General features: G+C 57.9%; 14 protein-coding genes. All 14 read left to right on the top strand.

Going from position 1 to position 20,281, the window contains the following annotated elements:
• Positions 1-93 precede the first annotated feature (93 nt).
• Positions 94-1,854, top strand: a complete 1,761-nt coding sequence (locus PVT68_RS06510) for a peptidoglycan D,D-transpeptidase FtsI family protein (protein WP_280321877.1) — start codon at positions 94-96, stop codon at positions 1,852-1,854.
• Complete coding sequence (locus PVT68_RS06505; RefSeq protein ID WP_280321876.1) at positions 1,851-3,374, top strand: UDP-N-acetylmuramoyl-L-alanyl-D-glutamate--2,6-diaminopimelate ligase; 1,524 nt, start codon at positions 1,851-1,853, stop codon at positions 3,372-3,374. Before PVT68_RS06510 ends, PVT68_RS06505 begins: the two co-directional genes overlap by 4 nt.
• A complete protein-coding gene (locus PVT68_RS06500; protein ID WP_280321875.1) occupies positions 3,371-4,741 on the top strand; it encodes a UDP-N-acetylmuramoyl-tripeptide--D-alanyl-D-alanine ligase in 1,371 nt (456 codons plus the stop codon). Before PVT68_RS06505 ends, PVT68_RS06500 begins: the two co-directional genes overlap by 4 nt.
• Positions 4,742-4,753: 12 nt before the next feature.
• A complete protein-coding gene (mraY, locus tag PVT68_RS06495; RefSeq protein WP_280321874.1) occupies positions 4,754-5,839 on the top strand; it encodes a phospho-N-acetylmuramoyl-pentapeptide-transferase in 1,086 nt (361 codons plus the stop codon).
• 33 nt (positions 5,840-5,872) lie between these two features.
• Positions 5,873-7,261, top strand: coding sequence for a UDP-N-acetylmuramoyl-L-alanine--D-glutamate ligase (murD, locus tag PVT68_RS06490; protein WP_280321873.1), 1,389 nt, complete (start codon positions 5,873-5,875; stop codon positions 7,259-7,261).
• Positions 7,254-8,510, top strand: coding sequence for a putative lipid II flippase FtsW (gene ftsW, locus PVT68_RS06485; RefSeq protein WP_280321872.1), 1,257 nt, complete (start codon positions 7,254-7,256; stop codon positions 8,508-8,510). The genes murD and ftsW overlap by 8 nt, the downstream gene beginning before the upstream one ends.
• Positions 8,510-9,610, top strand: coding sequence for an undecaprenyldiphospho-muramoylpentapeptide beta-N-acetylglucosaminyltransferase (gene murG / locus PVT68_RS06480; RefSeq protein WP_280321871.1), 1,101 nt, complete (start codon positions 8,510-8,512; stop codon positions 9,608-9,610). Before ftsW ends, murG begins: the two co-directional genes overlap by 1 nt.
• 46 nt (positions 9,611-9,656) lie before the next feature.
• Positions 9,657-11,111 (top strand): UDP-N-acetylmuramate--L-alanine ligase, encoded by a 1,455-nt coding sequence (gene murC / locus PVT68_RS06475; protein ID WP_280322477.1) that lies wholly within the window; start codon positions 9,657-9,659, stop codon positions 11,109-11,111.
• Between the two features lie 18 nt (positions 11,112-11,129).
• On the top strand, positions 11,130-11,987 hold the full coding sequence (locus PVT68_RS06470) for a cell division protein FtsQ/DivIB (protein ID WP_280321870.1): 858 nt from the start codon (positions 11,130-11,132) through the stop codon (positions 11,985-11,987).
• Positions 11,988-12,073: 86 nt separating this feature from the next.
• On the top strand, positions 12,074-13,309 hold the full coding sequence (gene ftsA, locus PVT68_RS06465) for a cell division protein FtsA (RefSeq protein WP_280321869.1): 1,236 nt from the start codon (positions 12,074-12,076) through the stop codon (positions 13,307-13,309).
• Between the two features lie 63 nt (positions 13,310-13,372).
• On the top strand, positions 13,373-14,575 hold the full coding sequence (gene ftsZ / locus PVT68_RS06460; protein WP_280321868.1) for a cell division protein FtsZ: 1,203 nt from the start codon (positions 13,373-13,375) through the stop codon (positions 14,573-14,575).
• Between the two features lie 682 nt (positions 14,576-15,257).
• The gene (gene lpxC, locus PVT68_RS06455) at positions 15,258-16,169 is read left to right on the top strand and encodes a UDP-3-O-acyl-N-acetylglucosamine deacetylase (protein WP_280321867.1); all 912 of its coding nucleotides are present in this window, start codon (positions 15,258-15,260) and stop codon (positions 16,167-16,169) included.
• Between the two features lie 252 nt (positions 16,170-16,421).
• Positions 16,422-17,360 carry a M23 family metallopeptidase gene (locus tag PVT68_RS06450; RefSeq protein WP_280321866.1) on the top strand — a complete coding sequence of 313 codons (939 nt, stop codon included), beginning with the start codon at positions 16,422-16,424 and terminating at the stop codon, positions 17,358-17,360.
• A 167-nt stretch (positions 17,361-17,527) separates the two neighbouring features.
• On the top strand, positions 17,528-20,266 hold the full coding sequence (gene secA, locus PVT68_RS06445) for a preprotein translocase subunit SecA (RefSeq protein ID WP_280321865.1): 2,739 nt from the start codon (positions 17,528-17,530) through the stop codon (positions 20,264-20,266).
• Positions 20,267-20,281 lie beyond the last annotated feature (15 nt).

Raw genomic sequence — 20,281 nt, 5'->3', positions numbered from 1 at the left:
ACGGCAGTATCAATCGGACATTGGGTAGGGTGCCAGGCAAGGGCATTCGGATAACAAGGTAAAGCGCGGGATCGCGCTGGGGACAGCTCCGTCATGGGTGCAGTGAAAAAACAGCAACAACAGCCGGGAATTGCCCGCTGGCGCTTTGCGCTGGTGGCCGGTTTGCTGTGTCTGCTCGCCGTGGCGCTGGTGGTCCATCTGGCCGGGCTGCAGGTGCTGCCTGAGCAGGATAAAGGCTATCGCTTCCTGCAGGATCAGGGGCGTGCCCGTACCATTCGTACCGAGGAAATTGCCGCCTATCGGGGGTCCATCGTCGACCGCAATGGAGAGTTGTTGGCGGTGAGTACGCCGGTACAGACCATCTGGGCCAATCCCCAGCTACTCAAAGAGGCCAGCGCAGAGGAGTTGCGCGCGCTGGCGGCTGCGCTCGGCACCGCGCCTGCCCGTCTCGCCAAACGCCTGGAAAAGTACCGCAACAAGGGCTTTATGTACCTGCAGCGTCACATGACACCGGAAGCGGCGCGCAAGGTTCTGAGTCTGGATCTGGCTGGCGTGTACAGCAAAAAAGAATACCGCCGTTTTTACCCGGCCGGCGAAGTCACCGCCCAGTTGCTGGGCTTTACTAATATTGACGACCGCGGTCAGGAAGGGCTGGAGCTCGCCTACGAGCAATCCCTTGCCGGGGAATCAGGCAAACGCCAGGTGGTGAAGGATCTGAAGGGGCGCACGGTTCAGGATCTGGCAGTAAAGCAGGAGGCGCGTCCGGGTCGCGACCTGCAGCTCACTATTGATATGCGCCTGCAGTACCTCGCTTACCGTGAACTCAAGAAGGCGGTAGCGGAAAACGGTGCCGCGTCCGGCTTTATGGTGATCCTGGATACCCACAGTGGTGAAGTACTGGCGATGGCCAATCAGCCCTCGTTCAACCCCAACAACCGCGAAGGGGTAAAAGCGGCGGCAATGCGTAATCGCGCACTGATCGACCAGTTCGAGCCCGGTTCCACAATCAAGCCGCTGACTGCACTGGCGGCGCTGGAGACCGGGCGCTATCAGCCCCACACACCCATTAATACCAGTCCCGGGTATATCCGGTTGCCGGGTAAGACCCTGGTGGATCCGGTGGACTACGGGCAAATAGACCTGACCAAGGTGATCACCAAGTCCAGTCAGGTGGGTATCACCAAGGTGGCGATGGATCTGGAGCCGGATGCATTGCGTGAACTTTTTTACCGTTTGGGGCTCGGAGAGGCGGTTGGCAGCGGATTCCCCGGCGAGGCACCGGGGATACTGCCCACAAGGGATCGCTGGCACCCCATTGAGCTGGCCAACTTTGCCTTCGGCTACGGTTTAACAGTGAACGCCGTGCAGTTGGCACAGGCATACAGTGTGGTCGCCAACGCCGGGCTCAAACGCCCGGTTTCGCTGATTCTGGACCAGGGAAAAAGCCGCGCGGATGCGGAGCGTGTGGTTGAGGCTGGTCTGGCGCGGGATGTGACCGCGATGCTGGAAACCGTAATTGGCCCCGGTGGTACAGGTAAGCTCGCGGGGGTGGAAGGTTACCGGGTGGCGGGCAAGACCGGCACCGTGCACAAGGTGGGTAGCGACGGCTATGCCGACAACCGCTACCGCTCGGTGTTTGCCGGTTTTGTGCCGGCGCAGGATCCGCGCCTGGCGGCTGTGGTGGTGATCGACGATCCCAGTCATGCCAAATATTACGGCGGTGAAGTGGCCGCGCCGGTGTTCGGAAAAGTCATGACCGGCGCCATGCGCCTGCTGCAGGTGCCGCCCGAGCAAATTGCGCCTGCTGAGCAACAGCTGGCAACCCAGCTGGACGAGAGAGGTACAACGTCATGACCCAGCGCAATGAAATACAAACCCGAAAAGCATCCTTGGCCAGTCTGGTGCCGGGCTACGCGGGTATCCCCGATATCCAAGTCACCGGCGTCGCGCTGGACAGTCGCCAGGTAAAAGCTGGCGATGTGTTTATGGCCCTGCGTGGTACCCAGGTGGACGGGCGTGAATATATCGACGCCGCCATCGCCCAAGGTGCCGCGGTTGTGCTCGCGGACGGCGAAACCCTCGGCGCTGAGCAGCGCAGCGGTGTGCCGGTAGTCAGCGTACCTGGACTTGCCGCGCGGGTGGGGGAAATTGCCGCGCGCTTTTACGGCCATCCGTCGGAGTCCATGTATCTGGTCGGGGTGACAGGTACCAATGGAAAGTCCACCTGTGCTTATCTGGCTTCACAACTGCTGGCCCGGCATTTCGGTTGTGCCGCGGTGATGGGCACCATTGGCAATGGGGTGTGGAAAGATGGCAGCGCCAGCTTGCAGGAAACTGGATTAACTACCCCGGACCCGGTGCGTTTGCAGGCGGACTACGCGGATTTTTATCAGCAGGGCGCGCGCGCCGCAGCAATGGAAGTGTCCTCCCATTCCCTGTCTCAGGGGCGGGTACACGGGCTGGTGTTTGATACGGCGGTGTTTACCAATCTCACCCGCGACCACCTGGATTACCACGGCAACATGGCTGCCTACGGCGCGGCCAAGGAAAAGCTGTTCGGATTGCCGAAGCTGAAGCGCGGCGTGATCAATATTGACGACCCCTTTGGCGCGCAGATGGTAGAGCGTTGCAAGCTGCGTGGACTGAAAGTCATCACCTATGGCATGCAGTCTGGCGACCTGCAGGTGCGTAACCTGAAGCGAATGGACAGCGGTTTTTCCCTGCAGCTGATCACGCCCTGGGGGGAAGGTGAGCTGCAGGCGCCGCTGATTGGCGACTTCAATATCCACAATGTCCTCGCGGTAGTTGCCGCGGTTGCTGCCGCGGGTATGCCGCTGGCGGACATTCTCGCCGCGTTTCCCGACATCAAACCGGTACCGGGTCGTATGGAACGGGTGGCCGCGGATGCGAGTGATGTCAATGTCCTGGTGGATTACGCCCACACTCCCGACGCGTTGCGCGCCGCGCTGGAAGCTGCACGCCCTTATTGCCGCGGAAAACTCTGGTGCGTCTTCGGATGTGGGGGGGATCGCGACACTGGCAAGCGGGCGCCCATGGGGCGTATCGCTACAGAGCTCGCCGATGTCGCGGTGGTAACCAGTGACAATCCCCGCAGTGAAGATCCGCAGGCCATTGTCGATGACATTCTGGCGGGCATTGATGGTGGTCGCTGTGAAGTGAAGGTGGACCGCGCCGAGGCCATCCGCTTTGCCATCGGCAACGCCGCTGCCGGGGACACGGTACTGATCGCTGGAAAAGGCCATGAAGATTATCAATTGATCGGCGGTGAAAAACTGCATTTCTGCGATCGCGAACAGGCCGAGGAGGCCCTCGCGCGCAGGGCAGCCAGTGAAGTGGAGGGCAGTGGTCAATGATTGCTCCGCTTTCCCTGCAGCAACTGCAACAGCGATTCGGCGGTGAGTTGATCAACGGCTCTGTGTCGTTTAATGCGGTGTGTACAGACACCCGCAAGCTGGACGAAAGCGCGCTATTTGTGGCATTGCGCGGTGAGAGTTTTGATGCGCACGATTTTCTTGCCTCCCTGGATGGCAAGGTTTTGGCGGTGGTGACGGAGCAGATCATTCCCGATTCTGCGACGCCCCAGTGGCTGGTTGAGGACACCACCATTGCCCTCGGACAAATCGGAATACTTTGTCGCGAGCAATTCAGTGGTCCGGTGATTGGTATTACCGGCTCCTGTGGCAAGACCACCGTGAAGGAAATGCTGGCGGCAATTTTCGGCTTGCGCCACAAGGTGTGCGTAACCCGGGGCAACCTGAACAATCACTTCGGTGTGCCCATGACCCTGTTTTCTCTGGCGCCGGAGCACCAGGTGCTGATCGTGGAGATGGGGGCAAGCGGTCCCGATGAAATTGGCTACCTGTGCAGTATCGCCAAGCCGCAAATCACCGCAGTGAACAATGTCATGCCAGCGCATGTGGAAGGTTTCGGTTCTGTGGATGGTATTGCCACCGCCAAGGGGCAGATTTACACCAGCCTGCACGCCGGCGGCATTGCCGTGCTGAACGCGGATGATGCCTACGCGGATTACTGGCGCGGCCATATTCCGGAAGGCGTACGCACGCTGGAAGTGGGGCTAGGGCATCAGTGGGCGGTGCACCCGGACAACATCGTGGTGGACGCCGGTGGCTGTCCATCCTTCGACCTGGTAATTGAAGGCATTGCGCACCCGGTGCAGCTGCAGTTATTGGGTGAGCACAATGTGCATAACGCGCTGGTGGCCGCGGGCCTGGCGTATGCGGCGGGGGTTACGGTTGCGGAAATTGCCGAGGGACTGGGTGCGCTGACTGGTGTTGGCGGACGCATGCAGTCGCTGCCCGGCAACACTGCGGGCACGGTGATTGATGACAGCTACAACGCCAACCCCGGATCCGTAAGCGCGGCCATCGAAATGCTGGCGCAGCGGGCCGGCAAAAAGATCCTGGTGCTCGGGGATATGGCCGAACTCGGCCCGGAAGCCGATGAAGCGCACCGCCAGATGGGACGCCTGGCGCGGGAGCGCGGCATTGATCAACTGTACACATTGGGTGCGCTGAGTGCGGCTGCCAGCGTCGAGTTTGCTGCGGACCGTCCCCACGCGCAAAAGAATTTCTCTGAACGCGAGTCCCTGATCAGGGCGCTGGCGCCGGAGCTGGATGAAAACACCACTGTGCTGGTGAAAGGTTCCCGCAGTGCGCGTATGGAACTGGTAGTGCAAGCACTCACCAACGGGAATCAATAAAAGGTTACGACGATGCTGTTATGGCTGGCTGAATTTTTACAACAGTATGTGAAGAGTTTTTCGGTCTTTGACTACCTCACTGTGCGCGCTATTTTGGGTGCGTTGACCGCATTGGGAATTTCCCTGGTGGTTGGGCCGCGCATGATTACCTGGCTGAATCGTCTGCAGGTGGGGCAGGCGGTGCGCGACGACGGTCCGCAGTCTCACCTCAGTAAGTCGGGTACACCCACTATGGGAGGGACCCTGATTCTCTCGGCGATTTTTTCTGCATCGCTGTTGTGGTCCGATCTCAGTAATCGTCTGGTGTGGGTCACCCTGCTGGTCACTTTTGTATTCGGCGCAGTAGGTTTTGTGGACGACTACAAAAAAGTCGTGGAGAAAAATTCCCGTGGCCTGATTGCACGCTGGAAATATTTCTGGCAATCGGTCGCGGGATTGGGGGCCGCCATTTACCTCTACATGAGCGCAACCTCACCGGCGGAAACTCAGTTGTTTGTTCCGTTCTTCAAAGATGTGGCGATTAACCTCGGCCCGGTTGCATTCATACTGCTGACTTATTTTGTGGTGGTTGGCTCCAGTAATGCGGTAAACCTGACCGACGGTCTCGACGGCCTTGCCATCATGCCGTCAGTGATGGTGGGCGGAGCGCTGGGTGTGATTGCATATTTGGTGGGCCATGTGGAATTTGCCAATTACTTGCATATTCCTTCGATTTCAGGGGCCGGCGAACTCGCTGTTTTCTGCGCGGCACTCGGTGGCGCGGGGCTCGGTTTTCTGTGGTTCAACACATACCCGGCCCAGGTATTTATGGGGGATGTAGGTGCGCTGGCCCTGGGGGCCGCGCTGGGCATTATCGCAGTGATTACCCGTCACGAAATTGTGCTGTTCATCATGGGCGGCGTGTTCGTGATGGAAACTGTCTCGGTGATCTTACAGGTGGCCTCGTTCAAGCTGACCGGCAAGCGGATTTTCCGCATGGCGCCACTGCATCACCATTTTGAATTGAAGGGTTGGCCAGAACCGCGGGTGATCGTGCGCTTCTGGATTATCACCGTGGTACTTGTGCTCGCAGGGTTGGCGACCCTGAAGCTTCGCTAAAACGATTGGCAACAGAAAGCAGATAAATAACGAATGAGCCTTATCGCAACTTCTGAGAAAAAAGTGGTGATCGGACTGGGCGCTACCGGGCAATCGGTGGTGCGCTTTCTGTTGCGCCAGGGATTTTCTCCGCTGGTTGTGGATAGCCGCGAAGCGCCGCCGGCGCGAGAGGCTTTCCGGGCAGAATTCCCCGAGGTACCTGTAGAGTGTGGCCCGCTGCGTCACGAGACCTTGCTGGCAGCCAGTGAAATCATTGTTAGCCCGGGTGTTGCCCTGGCAGAACCGGCGATTGCCGCGGCGATTGCCGCAGGCATTCCGGTGGTGGGAGATATTGAGCTGTTTGCCCGTGAGCTGGCGAAAGTCGAGCCCGCGCCAAAGGTGATTGCAATCACCGGTTCCAATGGCAAAAGTACCGTGACCACATTGTTGGGGCTGATGGTTGCGCGGGCCGGAATCGCTGGGGAAGTAGGTGGCAATATCGGCGTGCCGGTACTCGACTTGCTCACTTCGCCGATGCCGGAAATGTTTGTGCTGGAACTCTCAAGTTTTCAGCTGGAAACCACCTGGTCCCTGGCACCGGAGGTGGCGACGATTCTGAATATCAGCGCCGACCATATGGATCGTTACCCGACCCTGGCGGATTATCACCAGGCCAAGCAGCGAGTTTATCGCCACGCGCGCCAGATGGTGGTCAATCGCGCAGACTCATTGACCCGGGGACCGCTGGCGCGGGACAGCCGCGAGTGGAGTTTTGGCCTGGACCGCCCGGACCTGAAGCAGTTTGGCGTAATCACTGAAAATGGATGCCAGTGGCTGGCCAAAGGCGCAGAAAAACTGATGCCGGCCGATGAGATGGCTATGGTCGGCAGCCATAACGTGGCCAATGCGCTGGCGGCGCTCGCATTGGGCAGCGCCGCGGGATTACCGATGGCACCGATGCTGGAAGTACTGCGGGATTTTTCCGGTCTCGCACATCGCTGTGAACGGGTGGCAGATATAGCTGGCGTCATTTTTGTGAATGACTCCAAAGGTACCAATGTCGGCGCTACCCGCGCGGCACTGGATGGACTTGCGCAGGGAGAACGCAAAATCGTTCTGATCGCCGGTGGCGATGGCAAGGGTGCAGATTTCGCGCCGCTGGCGGAAGCCGCGGGCGCCTTGCGCGGGCTTGTCACTATCGGCGTCGATGGCCCGCGTATCGCTAAGGTTCTTTCAGGCGAAGTTCCCCATGGCGTCGCGCTGGATATGCATGATGCGGTAGCGCAGGCGCAGGCACTGGCTAGTGAGGGTGACTATGTACTGCTGTCACCGGCCTGTGCCAGTTTTGATATGTACCGTAATTTTGAAGCGCGCGGTGAGGCATTCCGCAGCGCAGTGAACGCACTGAAGGCAACTGCAGGGCAGGAGGCGGACAGTGAGTAAGTCGGACGCGAAGAAAACCGGTTCGAACAGCGCAGAATTGCACAGCGTGGACAACGGTGAACGGAACGAATTGGCCTGGGTACTGCCCTTTTGCGTGCTGGCTCTGGCCAGTATTGGCGTGGTGATGGTGGCTTCAGCCTCGATCGCGTTTGCGGCCGATGTGTACAGCGACCCCTGGTACTTCCTCAAGCGGCATCTGGTATTTCTCGCCGTCGGGGCCCTGGGCGCACTGTTGGTGAGCCGGATTTCTCTTGAAACCTGGTCAAATCTTTCCTGGACCCTGCTGATATTTGCCCTCGGGATGTTGTTGGCGGTGCTGATTCCAGGCGTGGGACGTGCGGTTAACGGCAGTATGCGTTGGATCGCGCTGGGGCCGATTACCGTACAGCCGGCAGAAATTGCCAAATTCTGTTGTCTGGTGTTCTTCGCCAGTTTTCTGACTCGGCGCCACGAAAAATTGCGGCACTGGAGCAGTTTTATGGTGCCTATCTGCGTGCTTGGTTTTGTCGCCCTGTTGCTGCTGTTGGAGCCCGACTTCGGTTCGGTGGTGGTGATTTCCGGTACCGCTCTGGCGATGGTGTTCCTGGCCGGCGCACGACTTCCCCACACCTTTTTACTGGTGGGCGTCGCTGCTTGTGGCCTGGCACTGATGGCGCTGATCAGTCCATATCGTCTGCAGCGTCTGACCACTTTTCTGGATCCGTGGGGCGAGCAGTTTGCCGGTGGCTATCAGCTAACCCAGTCGCTGATCGCCTTTGGACGCGGTGAATGGTTTGGTGTGGGTCTGGGTAACAGCGTGCAGAAACTGTTTTACCTACCGGAGGCTCACACCGACTTTGTTTTTGCGATTCTCGCTGAAGAGTGGGGCATGTTTGGCGGGCTGGTGGTGATTGCCCTGTACGGGGTGCTGACCTGGTCACTGCTGCGTACGGTGCGCCGGGCGTTGGCGAAACAGGCTTTTTTTGCCGCCCTTTTGACCTTTGGTATCGCCGTGCTGTTTGCCGGGCAGGCGTTTGTGAACATGGGTGTAGCGTCCGGCCTGCTGCCGACCAAAGGATTGACGCTGCCGTTTGTGAGTTCCGGTGGCTCGAGCCTGGTCGTGTGTTTCGCGCTGTTTGCACTGGCCTGGCGCGCTCAGAACGAATTGGCCACTGAAGGCGCAAACACTGGTGGCGTTGCCGATATCCGACAGCTGCCGATCTTCAATCCGTTGCAACTGGGCGACAGAAAAACCGGGGAGGCTGCGTAATGACTCAATCCAGTGATGCCGCATCAACCTTTGCCGGGAAAAAGTTTCTGGTTATGGCGGGTGGCACCGGCGGGCATGTTTTTCCTGCGTTGGCTGTAGCAAAGGCCCTGCAGGCACAGGGCGCTGAAGTGGAATGGCTGGGTACCATGCGCGGTATCGAATCCCAGCTGATACCGGCGGCGGACATCCCGTTGCACTTTATTTCCGTTGAAGGCGTTCGTGGCAAAGGCGCCGCCGCTCTGCTGAAGGCGCCTGTGCAGATTAGTAAGGCAATTCTGCAGGCGCGAGCCGTTGTTAAAAATGTAAAGCCAGACGCGGTGCTGGGCTTTGGTGGCTTTGCCACCGGTCCCGGTGGCGTGGCTGCGCGTATGAGCGGCATACCGCTGATCATCCACGAGCAGAATGCGGTAGCGGGCACCACCAATCGGCTATTGGCGAAAATTGCCAGTCGTGTACTTGAGGCATTCCCCAGTGGCTTGCCATCCGCTGTACAGGTGGGGAACCCGGTGCGTTCGGAAATTTCCGAATTGCCCGAGCCCGCGGCGCGGGTCGGCAAGCAGCAACCTCCGCGCCTGTTGGTGCTGGGAGGGAGTCTCGGCGCTGTAGCGATCAATGAGCTGGTACCGCAGGCGCTGGCAAAAATGGACCCGGCAAGGCGTCCACAGGTCGTGCATCAGGCGGGGCAGCGTCACCTGGACGTTGCTAGAGAGGCCTACGAGCGCGCCGGTGTCGAAGCCAATGTTGTGCCGTTTATTGCAGATATGGCAGCAGCTTACGGACAGGCGGATTTGGTGATTTGTCGCTCTGGCGCGCTGACGGTTTCCGAAATTGCCGCGGCGGGTGTCGGTGCCATTATGGTGCCTTTCCCGTTTGCGATTGACGACCACCAAACCAAGAACGGTGAGTGGTTGCAACAGGCTGGAGCTGCGCAGGTCATCCAGCAGGACGAGCTGGATGCGGACAAGTTGGCCACATTGCTGGAAGCGTTGTTCTCGGATCCAGAAAAATTACTGGCTATGGCTCTGGCGGCACGCCGGGTAGCCAGGCCTGATGCGACCGACAGTGTGTTGGCCGTATGTCGCGAAGCGATGGGGTGTTGATATGTCTCGCGAAACACAGACACAAATGAAAGGCGGCACTGGAAACATGGATGCTATCGAAGCGCAATACCAGGTGCCTGCCATGCGCCGCATCCGCCGTATTCACTTTATCGGTATCGGCGGTGCCGGCATGAGTGGTATCGCTGAAGTACTGCAGAATCAGGGGTACGAAGTATCCGGTTCGGACCTGAGGGAAAGTAAGGTCACCGAGCGCCTGAAGAGCCTGGGTATCACTGTGCAGATTGGTCACACCGCGGAAAATATTCGCGATGTAGACGTGGTTGTAAACTCGTCGGCGATATACGGGGATAATCCGGAGCTGGTAGCGGCCCGTGAAAACCGTATACCTGTGGTACGCCGTGCGGAAATGCTGGGTGAGCTGATGCGCTACCGATACGGCATTGCCGTAGCGGGCACCCACGGCAAGACGACCACCACCAGCCTGATCGCATCTATTTTTGCCGCGGACGGCAAGGACCCGACCTTTGTGATCGGCGGTCTGGTCAACAGCGCCGGCGCCAATGCTGCGCTGGGAGAGAGCCGTTACCTGATTGCTGAGGCAGACGAAAGTGATGCATCTTTCCTGCACCTGCAGCCAATGGTTACCGTGGTGACGAATATCGATGCCGACCATATGGAAACCTACGGCGGTGATTTCGAGAAGGTCAAACAGATCTTTATCGACTTTATACACAACCTGCCGTTCTATGGTCTGGCGGTGGTGTGTGGCGACGATGCCAATGTACAGTCCGTCATTCCGAAGTTGGCTCGGCCGGTAACCACCTACGGTTTCGACGAGGAAAGCGATTTCCGTATCAGTGACGTGCGCCAGGAACCGCTGCGCAGCTTTTTCAATGTACATCGCCCCGATGGCAGCGTGATCGATGTGTGTGTCAATGTGCCGGGCATTCACAATGTGTTGAACGCGACTGCGGCGATTGCGGTAGCGACCGAAGAGGGTGTCAGCGACGCAGCAATTCGCGAGGGACTGAAAGGTTTTCAGGGGGTTGGTCGGCGCTTCCAGATCTATGGCGAATTCCCTATAAGCGAGGGCGCGAGCGAAGAGAAGGTCATGCTGGTGGATGACTATGGCCACCACCCGCGGGAGGTGGCGGCGACCATCAAGACCGTGCGCGACGGCTGGCCAGAGCGCCGCCTGGTGATGGTGTATCAGCCACACCGTTATACCCGCACCCGAGATCTGTTTGAAGATTTTGTGCAGGTGCTTTCGCAGGTCGACAAACTGGTTCTTCTGGATGTATATAGCGCGGGCGAAGCGGTAATTCCCGGTGCCGATGGGCGTACCCTGGCGCGGAGTATTCGCAATCGCGGGCAGATCGATCCGGTTTTTTTGGAAAAGGTCGATCAGGTTCCACCGATACTCGGCGACCTGCTTGAGCCTGGCGATATTGTCCTCACCCAGGGGGCTGGTAATGTTGGTGGGCTTGCGCAGCTATTGTCCGAGTCCTGGCAGGGGAATAAACCCCCGTTAAATGAATAACGGAATTTGTAAGCGGTCGTGGCCGGAAAAAGCGTAAATAAACAACACAAGCTGCGACGAGAAGAAGGTCGCCAGCAAGGAAAAAAAACGCGCAAGGCGGTGCGTGGTGCCAGGGCACTTCCCCGTCCAGAGCAACAGCGGTCTCCGGGATTTGTACGCATTGCTTCGCTCGTGTTGTTTTTACTGCTGGTCGTTGCCGGGCTTGGGTACAGCGCCCGCTGGCTCTGGCAGCAGGCACCGGCGGTAGAGTTGAGCCGCGTCGATGCGCTGGAAAATGTTCAAGTGAGAGCGCCGTTTCGCGCGGTGAGTGAGCAGCAGGTTGAAGACATATTGTTGCCGTATTTACGTCGTGGGTTCTTCTCCCTGGATATCGACGAAATGCGCGCGGCACTGCTGGCCAATCCGTGGATTGCCAATGCGTCGGTCAGTCGCCGCTGGCCCAACGGGGTTGAAGTGTCGGTGGAGGAGGCTGAGCCGCTGGCAATTTGGGGGGGCAATCAACTGTTGATTGCCAGCGGTGCATTACTGCCGCGGCCGGAAAATTTAACCGATCTGCATTTGCCGGAGCTTGCCGGCGATGCAGAACTGGTGGAGCGGATCATGGCCCAGTACCAGGCATTGGCTGGATTGCTCACCACTAAAGATATGGAAGTACGCCGCCTGTCGTTTGATGAACTGGCTGGCTGGCAGCTGGAGCTGGTAAGTGGTATCCGACTGCAACTCGGGCATGATGAGCTGCTGGAGCGGGTGGGCCGCTTTCTCAGTCTCACTCGCGGCGTACTGGCACCGCATCTGCAGAAAGTGTCCGGGGTAGATACCCGCTATAACAATGCAGTTGCGGTGCAATGGAAAAGTAAAGAAAACACAAATAACTGACAACAAACAGGTCAAAAAGGTGGGCTTTCCCCTGATCCGACATGCCACATGTGGGTCGGCGTATTGCCCAGCGAGGTTGAAAGAAAATGACACAGTCAACTGATCCACGCATGGTCGTCGGCCTGGATATCGGCACATCCAAGGTGGTGGCGATTGTCGGTGAGTTTTCCGCGGGCGGCGAACTGAATATCGTCGGTATCGGTTCTCACCGTTCCACGGGTATGAAGCGGGGCGTGGTGGTGAATATTGAATCCACGGTGCAGTCGATTCAGCGCGCGGTGGAAGAGGCGGAACTGATGGCTGGGTGTGAAATTCACTCGGTTTACGCTGGTATTGCCGGCAGCCACATCCGCAGTCTGAATTCTCACGGTATTGTAGCGATCAAGGACCGCGAAGTTACCCAGCAGGACCTGGACCGGGTAATTGACGCAGCGCGCGCGGTTGCTATTCCGGCGGATCAGAAAATCCTGCATACCCTGCCGCAGGAATACCTGATCGACAATCAGGAAGGGGTCAAAGAGCCTCTCGGTATGTCTGGTGTGCGTCTGGAAGCCAAGGTGCATCTGGTGAGCGGCGCGGTGAACGCTGCGCAGAATATTGAAAAATGTATCCGCCGCTGCGGTTTGGAGGTGGAAGACATCATCCTCGAGCAGCTGGCGTCGAGCTACGCGGTATTGACCGAGGATGAAAAAGAGCTGGGCGTGTGCATGGTGGATATCGGTGGTGGCACCACGGATATTGCAGTGTTCACCGGTGGTTCCATTCGTCATACCGGGGTGATCCCGATTGCCGGTGACCAGGTTACCAATGATATTGCCATGGCGTTGCGCACACCGACGCCCCATGCAGAAGACTTGAAAATCAAATATGCCTGCGCACTGGCGAAGCTGGCGCGGGAAGGTGAGACCATCAAAGTGCCCAGTGTTGGTGATCGGGCACCGCGAGACCTTTCCCGTCAGGCCCTGGCGGAAGTGGTGGAGCCCCGCTACGACGAGCTATTCACCCTGGTGCAGGCGGAATTGCGCCGCAGCGGATTTGAAGACCTGTGTGCGGCGGGCATCGTGCTTACCGGCGGATCTTCAAAAATGGAAGGCGCGGTGGAACTTGCGGAAGAAATTTTCCACATGCCGGTGCGGCTGGCGGTACCTCAGGGGATTGCCGGGCTTACAGACATCGTCAGTAACCCGATTTACTCGACCGGTGTGGGGCTGTTGATGTACGCACTGAAAACGGAAGACAACCGGAGTGCGAGTCCTGCTGCCCAGCGCAATGAAAACCAGTGGTGGGACAAGGTCAAACACTGGTTCAGGGGCAACCTCTGAAGCAGAAAATAATTACCGGGATCGATAATTACATTTAGACATGAGCAAAAAAGGGGAACAGCAATGTTCGAGCTGCTAGATAGCGTACAGGACAAGCCTGTCATCAAAGTGATCGGTGTTGGTGGTGGTGGTGGCAATGCCGTCAAACACATGATCGCCAGCGAAGTGGATGGTGTGGATTTCATCTGTGCCAATACCGACGCGCAGGCGTTGAAGGATGTGGAGGCGCACACGATCCTGCAACTGGGTAATACCATCACCCGTGGTCTGGGTGCCGGTGCAAACCCGGACGTGGGGCGTCAGTCCGCACTGGAAGACCGCGAGCGTATTGCGGAAGTGCTGACCGGCGCGGACATGGTGTTTATCACCGCTGGTATGGGTGGTGGCACCGGAACTGGTGGCGCACCGATCGTGGCTGAGATCGCCAAAGATCTGGGAATCCTAACCGTAGCAGTGGTTACTCGCCCGTTCATGATCGAAGGGCGCAAGCGCAGTGTGGTTGCGGAAGAGGGCATTCTCGAGCTGCGCGACAAGGTCGACTCCCTGATCACTATCCCCAACGATCGCCTGCTGGAAGTGCTCGGCAACAAAATCACCATGAAGGCCGCGTACAAGGAGGCCGACAACGTGCTGCTGGGCGCTGTGCAGGGCATCGCCGATCTGATGATCCGCCCGGGCATCATGAACGTGGACTTTGCAGATGTGCGCACCGTGATGTCCGAAATGGGCATGGCCATGATGGGGTCCGGCTCAGCTGTGGGTGAAAACCGCGCCCGTGAAGCGGCAGAGAAAGCGGTTCGCAGTCCGCTGCTGGACAACGTTAACCTGCAGGGTGCCCGCGGTATCCTGGTGAACATCATTACTGGCAGCGAAGAGGGTGGCTGTCAGGAGTTGACCCTGGGGGAGTACTCCGAAGTCGGTCAGATCGTACAGGAAATTGCCTCTGACGATGCGACTGTGGTGATCGGAACCGCAGTGGATGACAAGCTGGGTGATGAGATGCGTGTGACCGTAGTGGCTGCCGGTCTTGGCGAACTGACGGCGCAGGTAGCGCGCCCCACCAAGGTCGTGGACAACACCCGCCGTCCTGAGTCCCGGGAGCCGGTGCGCCAGCCGGTGGCCGAAAGTCCTCGCGAAGCTCAAGACACGCGAGTTCGTGCAGAGAGTGAGCGTCCCCAGCGCAGCATTCCGACCATGAACCCTGTGGACAAGGACAATATGGAATATCTGGATATTCCGGCGTTCTTGCGCCGTCAGGCAGACTGATCTTCCCCCGGAGTGGGGCGGAACATCTGCTCATGTCTTCACCCGGCCAGTAATGGTCGGGTTTCCGCCCGCTCCGGACAGGTGTCAGGTGCACGATGAAGTGCACGACACCGCCTGATCAGGAAGTAAGCATTGGCGGCAGGGAAGTCGCTCGTATATGCCCCCGGTAACCCTTCACCGGTGCGTTTTTGGAAGTCCGCAGTACCAATGGAAGTGCTGGGCTGCCGCAAGCGCTGGCAGATGGACGAGGTAAAAGGCGGCGGATTCCCGTCATAAAGAATGGTCCCCGTTTTGAGTGTTTGGTTGGCTGATTTGCAGGCAATCCTTTACCGTCCAATGACAGTGATCTCGTAGAGGGCAGAAATGCCCGAATCCCTAGGATGACCCTGTAGTGTTGAAATTGTCGGTTAACAATTTTTAACCTGTTTTTGGGGTACGGCCACCGGAGTAAGCGCATACAATAAACTCGTACAACAATTGCCATTCCTGTGAGCCAGTTTGGCGTTGGAGTCTTTGCGCTGGGCTATGCTTACACATGGAACGGCCCCGAGGGGCACGCCGGAACACAAGCCATGACTGGCATGACCGGATTGGAATGTGTAGTTTTGGCGCACAATTTCTGTTACTATCGCCGGCTCGCTGCGGTTCGTGCGCAGCTCACCGAATGGGAACCTGGACATAGATGATCAAACAGCGCACTCTCAAAAATGCTATTCGAGCCACTGGTGTTGGCCTGCATACCGGTAAAAAGGTCGTTTTGACCCTGAAACCGGCGCCGGTAAACAGCGGCATCGTATTCCGCCGGGTAGATCTGGATCCGGTTGTTGAGATTGAAGCGCGCGCAGAAAACGTGGGTGACACTCTGCTTTCCACCACGCTGGTGAAAGGTGATGTGCGAGTTGCCACCGTCGAGCATCTTCTGTCAGCAATGGCGGGGTTGGGTATCGACAACGCGATTGTAGAGCTTTCCGCACAGGAAGTTCCGATTATGGACGGCAGTGCCGGTCCCTTCGTCTTCCTGATCCAGTCTGCGGGCATTCAGGAGCAGGCTGCAGCGAAAAAATTCCTGCGGATCAAGAAACCGATCACCGTAGAAGAGGGCGACAAGGTTGCCAGCTTCCTGCCATTCAACGGTTTCAAGGTTTCATTCACTATCGATTTTGACCACCCGGTATTCCAGGGGCGGAACCTGAGCTCCTCGGTAGACTTTTCCAGTACTTCCTTTGTGAAGGAAGTCAGCCGTGCGCGCACCTTCGGTTTTATGCACGAGATTGAATATCTGCGCTCCAAGGGCTTGGTGCAGGGCGGTAGCGTGGACAATGCCATCGTTATCGATCAATACCGTATCCTGAATGAGGGCGGTCTGCGCTACGAAGACGAATTCGTAAAGCACAAGATTCTTGACGCCATTGGCGACTTGTACCTGCTGGGTACCAGCGTGATTGGTGAATTCAGAGCCTATAAGTCCGGCCATGCGCTGAACAACAAGTCGCTGCGAACCCTGATGGCACAGGAAGATGCCTGGGAAATGGTGACTTTCGAGGACGAGCAGGAAGCGCCCATCTCTTACGTCAAGCCGATTCTGGCGGTGTAAGGGGATAGGTTCTCAATAAAAGCCGGCACAATAATTGCCGGCTTTTTTACGCACAGTAATTTGTGCGTTTGTAATCTGTTTTTGCAGGCGGTAAATGTTACATTTGCCTGTAATGGGCCACAGGAGTGGCCTGGGCTAGCAGGATGCGGCAGTCCCGGCGTTGAACCGGCGGTTTAAGCAGGCAATCAGACTGCGCCGGGCGATAGTCAAATCATTAAAACAACAAGTGGTCGCAAGTCTTGTACGCCTGATATGAAAGTAATTCTGGTCAATGAGCGCGGTGGCGTCTCTCGTAGCTTCAATTTTGGTGGGCTGAGCAAGGCATTGCTCGGCCTCTGCCTGTTGGGGCTTCCCGTCGGAGCATTGTGGATCGGTGCCAACCTTCCGGCGGCAGAATCAGACGTTTTCGACGCCCGGGCGGTCAAGGCCTGGAATAAAGCCCTGCGTAAACAGCAGGAGCAGATCGACACCGCAGACCAGCAGGCCCGCGAGCAGCTCACCGCATTGACGGTCAAACTGGCAGAAATGCAGGCGCGCCTAACTCGCCTGGATGCCCTCGGTGAGCGACTTACCACCATCGCCAAGTTGGATGAGGGTGAGTTTCAGTTCGGCAGTATGCCCGCGGTAGGTGGCCCGGAAGACCCGGGTATTGCCGGGGGCAGTGAACTCCCGTACCAGCCGCCTGAATTCCTTGAGGCGATTGGCGATCTGTCTAATCAGATTGAAGATCGGCAGATGCAGCTCTCCACCCTCGACTCCCTGATGGCGCGGCGTCAGTTGCAGGATGAACAGTTTATCGCTGGTCGCCCGATCAACCGTGGCTGGATGTCGTCCCGCTATGGCTACCGCACCGACCCCTTTAGCGGCCGTCGCACTCTGCACAAGGGGGTCGACTTTGCCGGTAAGAAAGGTTCCGACGTGGTTTCCGTGGCGGCTGGCGTAGTGACCTGGGCGGAAGAGCGCAGTGGTTACGGTCAGTTGGTTGAAGTCAACCACGGTAACGGTTACAAAACCCGATATGGTCACAACAGCGAGCTGAAGGTTGGGCTCGGCGATGTGGTCAAGAAGGGGCAGGTAATTGCCCTGATGGGATCCAGTGGCCGCTCTACCGGCCCTCATGTGCACTTTGAAGTGTTCAAAAATGACCGCCAGGTCGATCCTGCCAGTTACATCCGCCGCACCGGCAGATAACAACTATTCTCTATTGCGCAGCAGGGCCCTTGTAATCCTGTAGCAACGCCCGCAGTTTAGTTCACTGTTGCGGCGTCTTGCGCCTTCCTGTTTACTTGCACCTTTTCCGCGCATAGCCCGGTGTCGGCGCCGGCGGACATACTCAGCTTTAATGTGGTTTCTTAATAATGATTGGCAAACTGATAAAAACGGTCTTTGGCTCAAAAAATGACCGCGAACTCAAGCGCATGCACAAGGTGGTCGCCAAGATCAATGCGCTGGAAGAGGAATACAAGGCACTGGATGACGCCGCGCTAAAAGCCAAAACCGAAGAATTCAAGCAGCGTCTGGCGCAAGGTGAAACCCTTGAGCAAATATTGCCTGAAGCCTTCGCTGCGGTGCGTGAGGCGGGCTTCCGCGCTATGGGTATGCGTCACTTCGATGTGCAGATGATCGGTGGTATGACCCTGCATGAAGGCCGCATTGCCGAGATGCGCACCGGGGAAGGTAAAACCCTGGTGGCGACCCTGCCGGCATACCTCAATGCGCTGGAAGGCAAGGGTGTGCACATTGTTACCGTAAATGACTATCTGGCCAGCCGCGACGCCAATTGGATGCGTCCCGTGTACGAATTCCTGGGCCTGACAGTGGGCATTGTGGTATCCCAGCAGCACCCCGCCGACAAGCAGGCGGCCTATCAGGCGGACATCACTTACGGAACCAACAACGAGTTCGGTTTCGATTATCTGCGCGACAACATGGTGCTGCGCAAGGAAGATCGAGTACAGCGCCCGCAGAACTTTGCCATTGTCGACGAAGTCGACTCCATTCTGATCGACGAAGCGCGTACCCCTCTGATCATTTCCGGCCAGGCGGAGGACTCCTCCCATCTATATATGGCCATGAACAAACTGGTGCCCCAGCTGCAGCGTGCGGAAGAGGGTGGTGAGGGCCACTACTCCGTCGATGAGAAGAGTCGCCAGGTGGAGATGACCGAAGAAGGCCACCAGCTGGTTGAAGACCTGCTGGTACGCAGTGGCCTGCTGAAAGAAGGGGAGTCTCTCTACGCGCCGGGCAACCTGGGGCTGATGCACCATGTAAATGCCGCCCTGCGCGCGCATGTGCTGTTCCACCGTGATGTGGACTACATCGTCCAGAACGGTCAGGTGGTACTGATCGATGAGCACACCGGCCGCACCATGCCTGGGCGCCGCCTGTCCGAAGGCCTGCATCAGGCCCTGGAAGCGAAAGAAAACGTACAGATTCAGAGCGAAAGCCAGACCCTGGCCTCCACCACTTTCCAGAACCTGTTCCGCTTCTATCCAAAACTTGCCGGTATGACCGGTACCGCGGATACCGAGGCGTTTGAATTCCGCCAGATCTACGGTCTCGACGTGGTGGTCATACCCACCAACAAGCCCAAGCAGCGGGAAGATCTCAACGATCTGGTGTATCTCACCAAGGACGAAAAGCTCGAAGCGATCATTGAGGACATCAAATACTGCCGGGACAAAAAGGCGCCAATCCTCGTTGGTACCGCTTCTATCGAGACCTCCGAGGAAATGTCGCGCCTGCTGCAGAAGGCCAAGATCGAGCACCAGGTGCTGAACGCGAAATTCCACGAGAAGGAAGCGCACATCATTGCCCAGGCCGGTCGTCCCGGCACTGTGACAATCGCGACGAATATGGCTGGTCGCGGTACCGATATCGTGCTCGGCGGTAACTGGGAAGCGGAAGTCGAAGAGCTGCTTGCGCGGGAAGGCCGCGAAGCCACTGCAGAAGAGATTGCCGGGATCAAGGCGGAATGGAAAGCCCGACACGACACGGTGATCGAAGCTGGCGGTCTGCACATTATCGGTACCGAGCGCCACGAATCCCGCCGCATCGACAACCAGCTGCGTGGTCGCGCCGGTCGCCAGGGAGATCCGGGTGTAACCCGTTTCTACCTTTCCCTGGAAGACAACCTGATGCGTATCTTTGCTTCCGACCGGGTGAAGAACTTCATGCAGATGCTGGGTATGGAGCGCGGAGAAGCGATTGAGCACCGTATGGTGTCGAACGCCATCGAAAAAGCGCAGCGCCGGGTTGAAGGTCGCAACTTCGATATCCGTAAACAGCTGCTGGAATACGATGATGTCGCCAACGACCAGCGTCAGGTCATTTACTCCCAGCGCAACGAGTTGCTGGAAGCAGAGAACATCAGCGACACCATTACCGCGATTCGCGACGATGTGGTAAACGAGCTGATCTCTACCCATGTGCCGCCGCAGAGCGTGGAAGAGCAGTGGGATATTCCCGCTCTGGAACAGCAGCTGGCAGCGGAAATGGGACTGCAGGCACCGGTCAAACAGTGGCTGGAAGAAGACCGCACCCTGCACGAAGAAAGCCTGCGGGAAAAAATTGTCGAAGAAGCCCAGAGCGCGTACCAGCAGAAGCTGGCACGAATTGCCGAGAGCACTGGTGACGCAACCCTGATGCCCACCATCGAACGCCAGGTAATGCTGCAGGTGCTGGACCAGTTGTGGAAAGAGCATCTGTCCAGCATGGATCATCTGCGCGCGGGTATTGGTCTACGTGCCTATGCCAACAAGAACCCCAAACAGGAGTTCAAGCGCGAGTCCTTCCACCTGTTCGAGAGCCTGTTGGATAATCTCAAGCATGAGGTCATTCGTGTGCTGGCCCACGTCGAGCCCATGACCCGTGAGCAGATGGAAGAAATGGAGCAGCGCCGACTGGAAGCCCAGCGTCGCCAGCAGTTGGAGTTGCAGCATGCGCAGGCCTCGGCGATACCTGAATCCGAAGTCTCCGCAGAGCAGGCACCCGCCCGCCGCGGGCCGCGTGTTGGTCGCAATGACCCCTGTCCCTGTGGGTCCGGCAAGAAGTACAAGCAGTGCCACGGCAAGCTGACTTCTTCCACCACCTCGTAATTGCCACAGTCCAGC

It is taken from the genome of Microbulbifer bruguierae, assembly GCF_029869925.1.
GTDB lineage: Bacteria > Pseudomonadota > Gammaproteobacteria > Pseudomonadales > Cellvibrionaceae > Microbulbifer > Microbulbifer bruguierae.
The sequence above is the reverse complement of the archived record's forward strand: the minus strand, read 5'-3'. Positions and strand labels throughout refer to the sequence as shown.

Bases quoted from the DNA above. Each gene is read 5' to 3' on its own strand.
- mraY (WP_280321874.1), top strand. From the start codon at position 4,754: ATGCTGTTATGGCTGGCTGAATTTTTACAACAGTATGTGAAGAGTTTT.
- secA (WP_280321865.1), top strand. From the start codon at position 17,528: ATGATTGGCAAACTGATAAAAACGGTCTTTGGCTCAAAAAATGACCGC.
- PVT68_RS06510 (WP_280321877.1), top strand. From the start codon at position 94: ATGGGTGCAGTGAAAAAACAGCAACAACAGCCGGGAATTGCCCGCTGG.
- ftsZ (WP_280321868.1), top strand. From the start codon at position 13,373: ATGTTCGAGCTGCTAGATAGCGTACAGGACAAGCCTGTCATCAAAGTG.
- murG (WP_280321871.1), top strand. From the start codon at position 8,510: ATGACTCAATCCAGTGATGCCGCATCAACCTTTGCCGGGAAAAAGTTT.
- murD (WP_280321873.1), top strand. From the start codon at position 5,873: ATGAGCCTTATCGCAACTTCTGAGAAAAAAGTGGTGATCGGACTGGGC.
- PVT68_RS06505 (WP_280321876.1), top strand. From the start codon at position 1,851: ATGACCCAGCGCAATGAAATACAAACCCGAAAAGCATCCTTGGCCAGT.
- ftsA (WP_280321869.1), top strand. From the start codon at position 12,074: ATGACACAGTCAACTGATCCACGCATGGTCGTCGGCCTGGATATCGGC.
- PVT68_RS06450 (WP_280321866.1), top strand. From the start codon at position 16,422: ATGAAAGTAATTCTGGTCAATGAGCGCGGTGGCGTCTCTCGTAGCTTC.
- PVT68_RS06500 (WP_280321875.1), top strand. From the start codon at position 3,371: ATGATTGCTCCGCTTTCCCTGCAGCAACTGCAACAGCGATTCGGCGGT.
- murC (WP_280322477.1), top strand. From the start codon at position 9,657: ATGGATGCTATCGAAGCGCAATACCAGGTGCCTGCCATGCGCCGCATC.
- lpxC (WP_280321867.1), top strand. From the start codon at position 15,258: ATGATCAAACAGCGCACTCTCAAAAATGCTATTCGAGCCACTGGTGTT.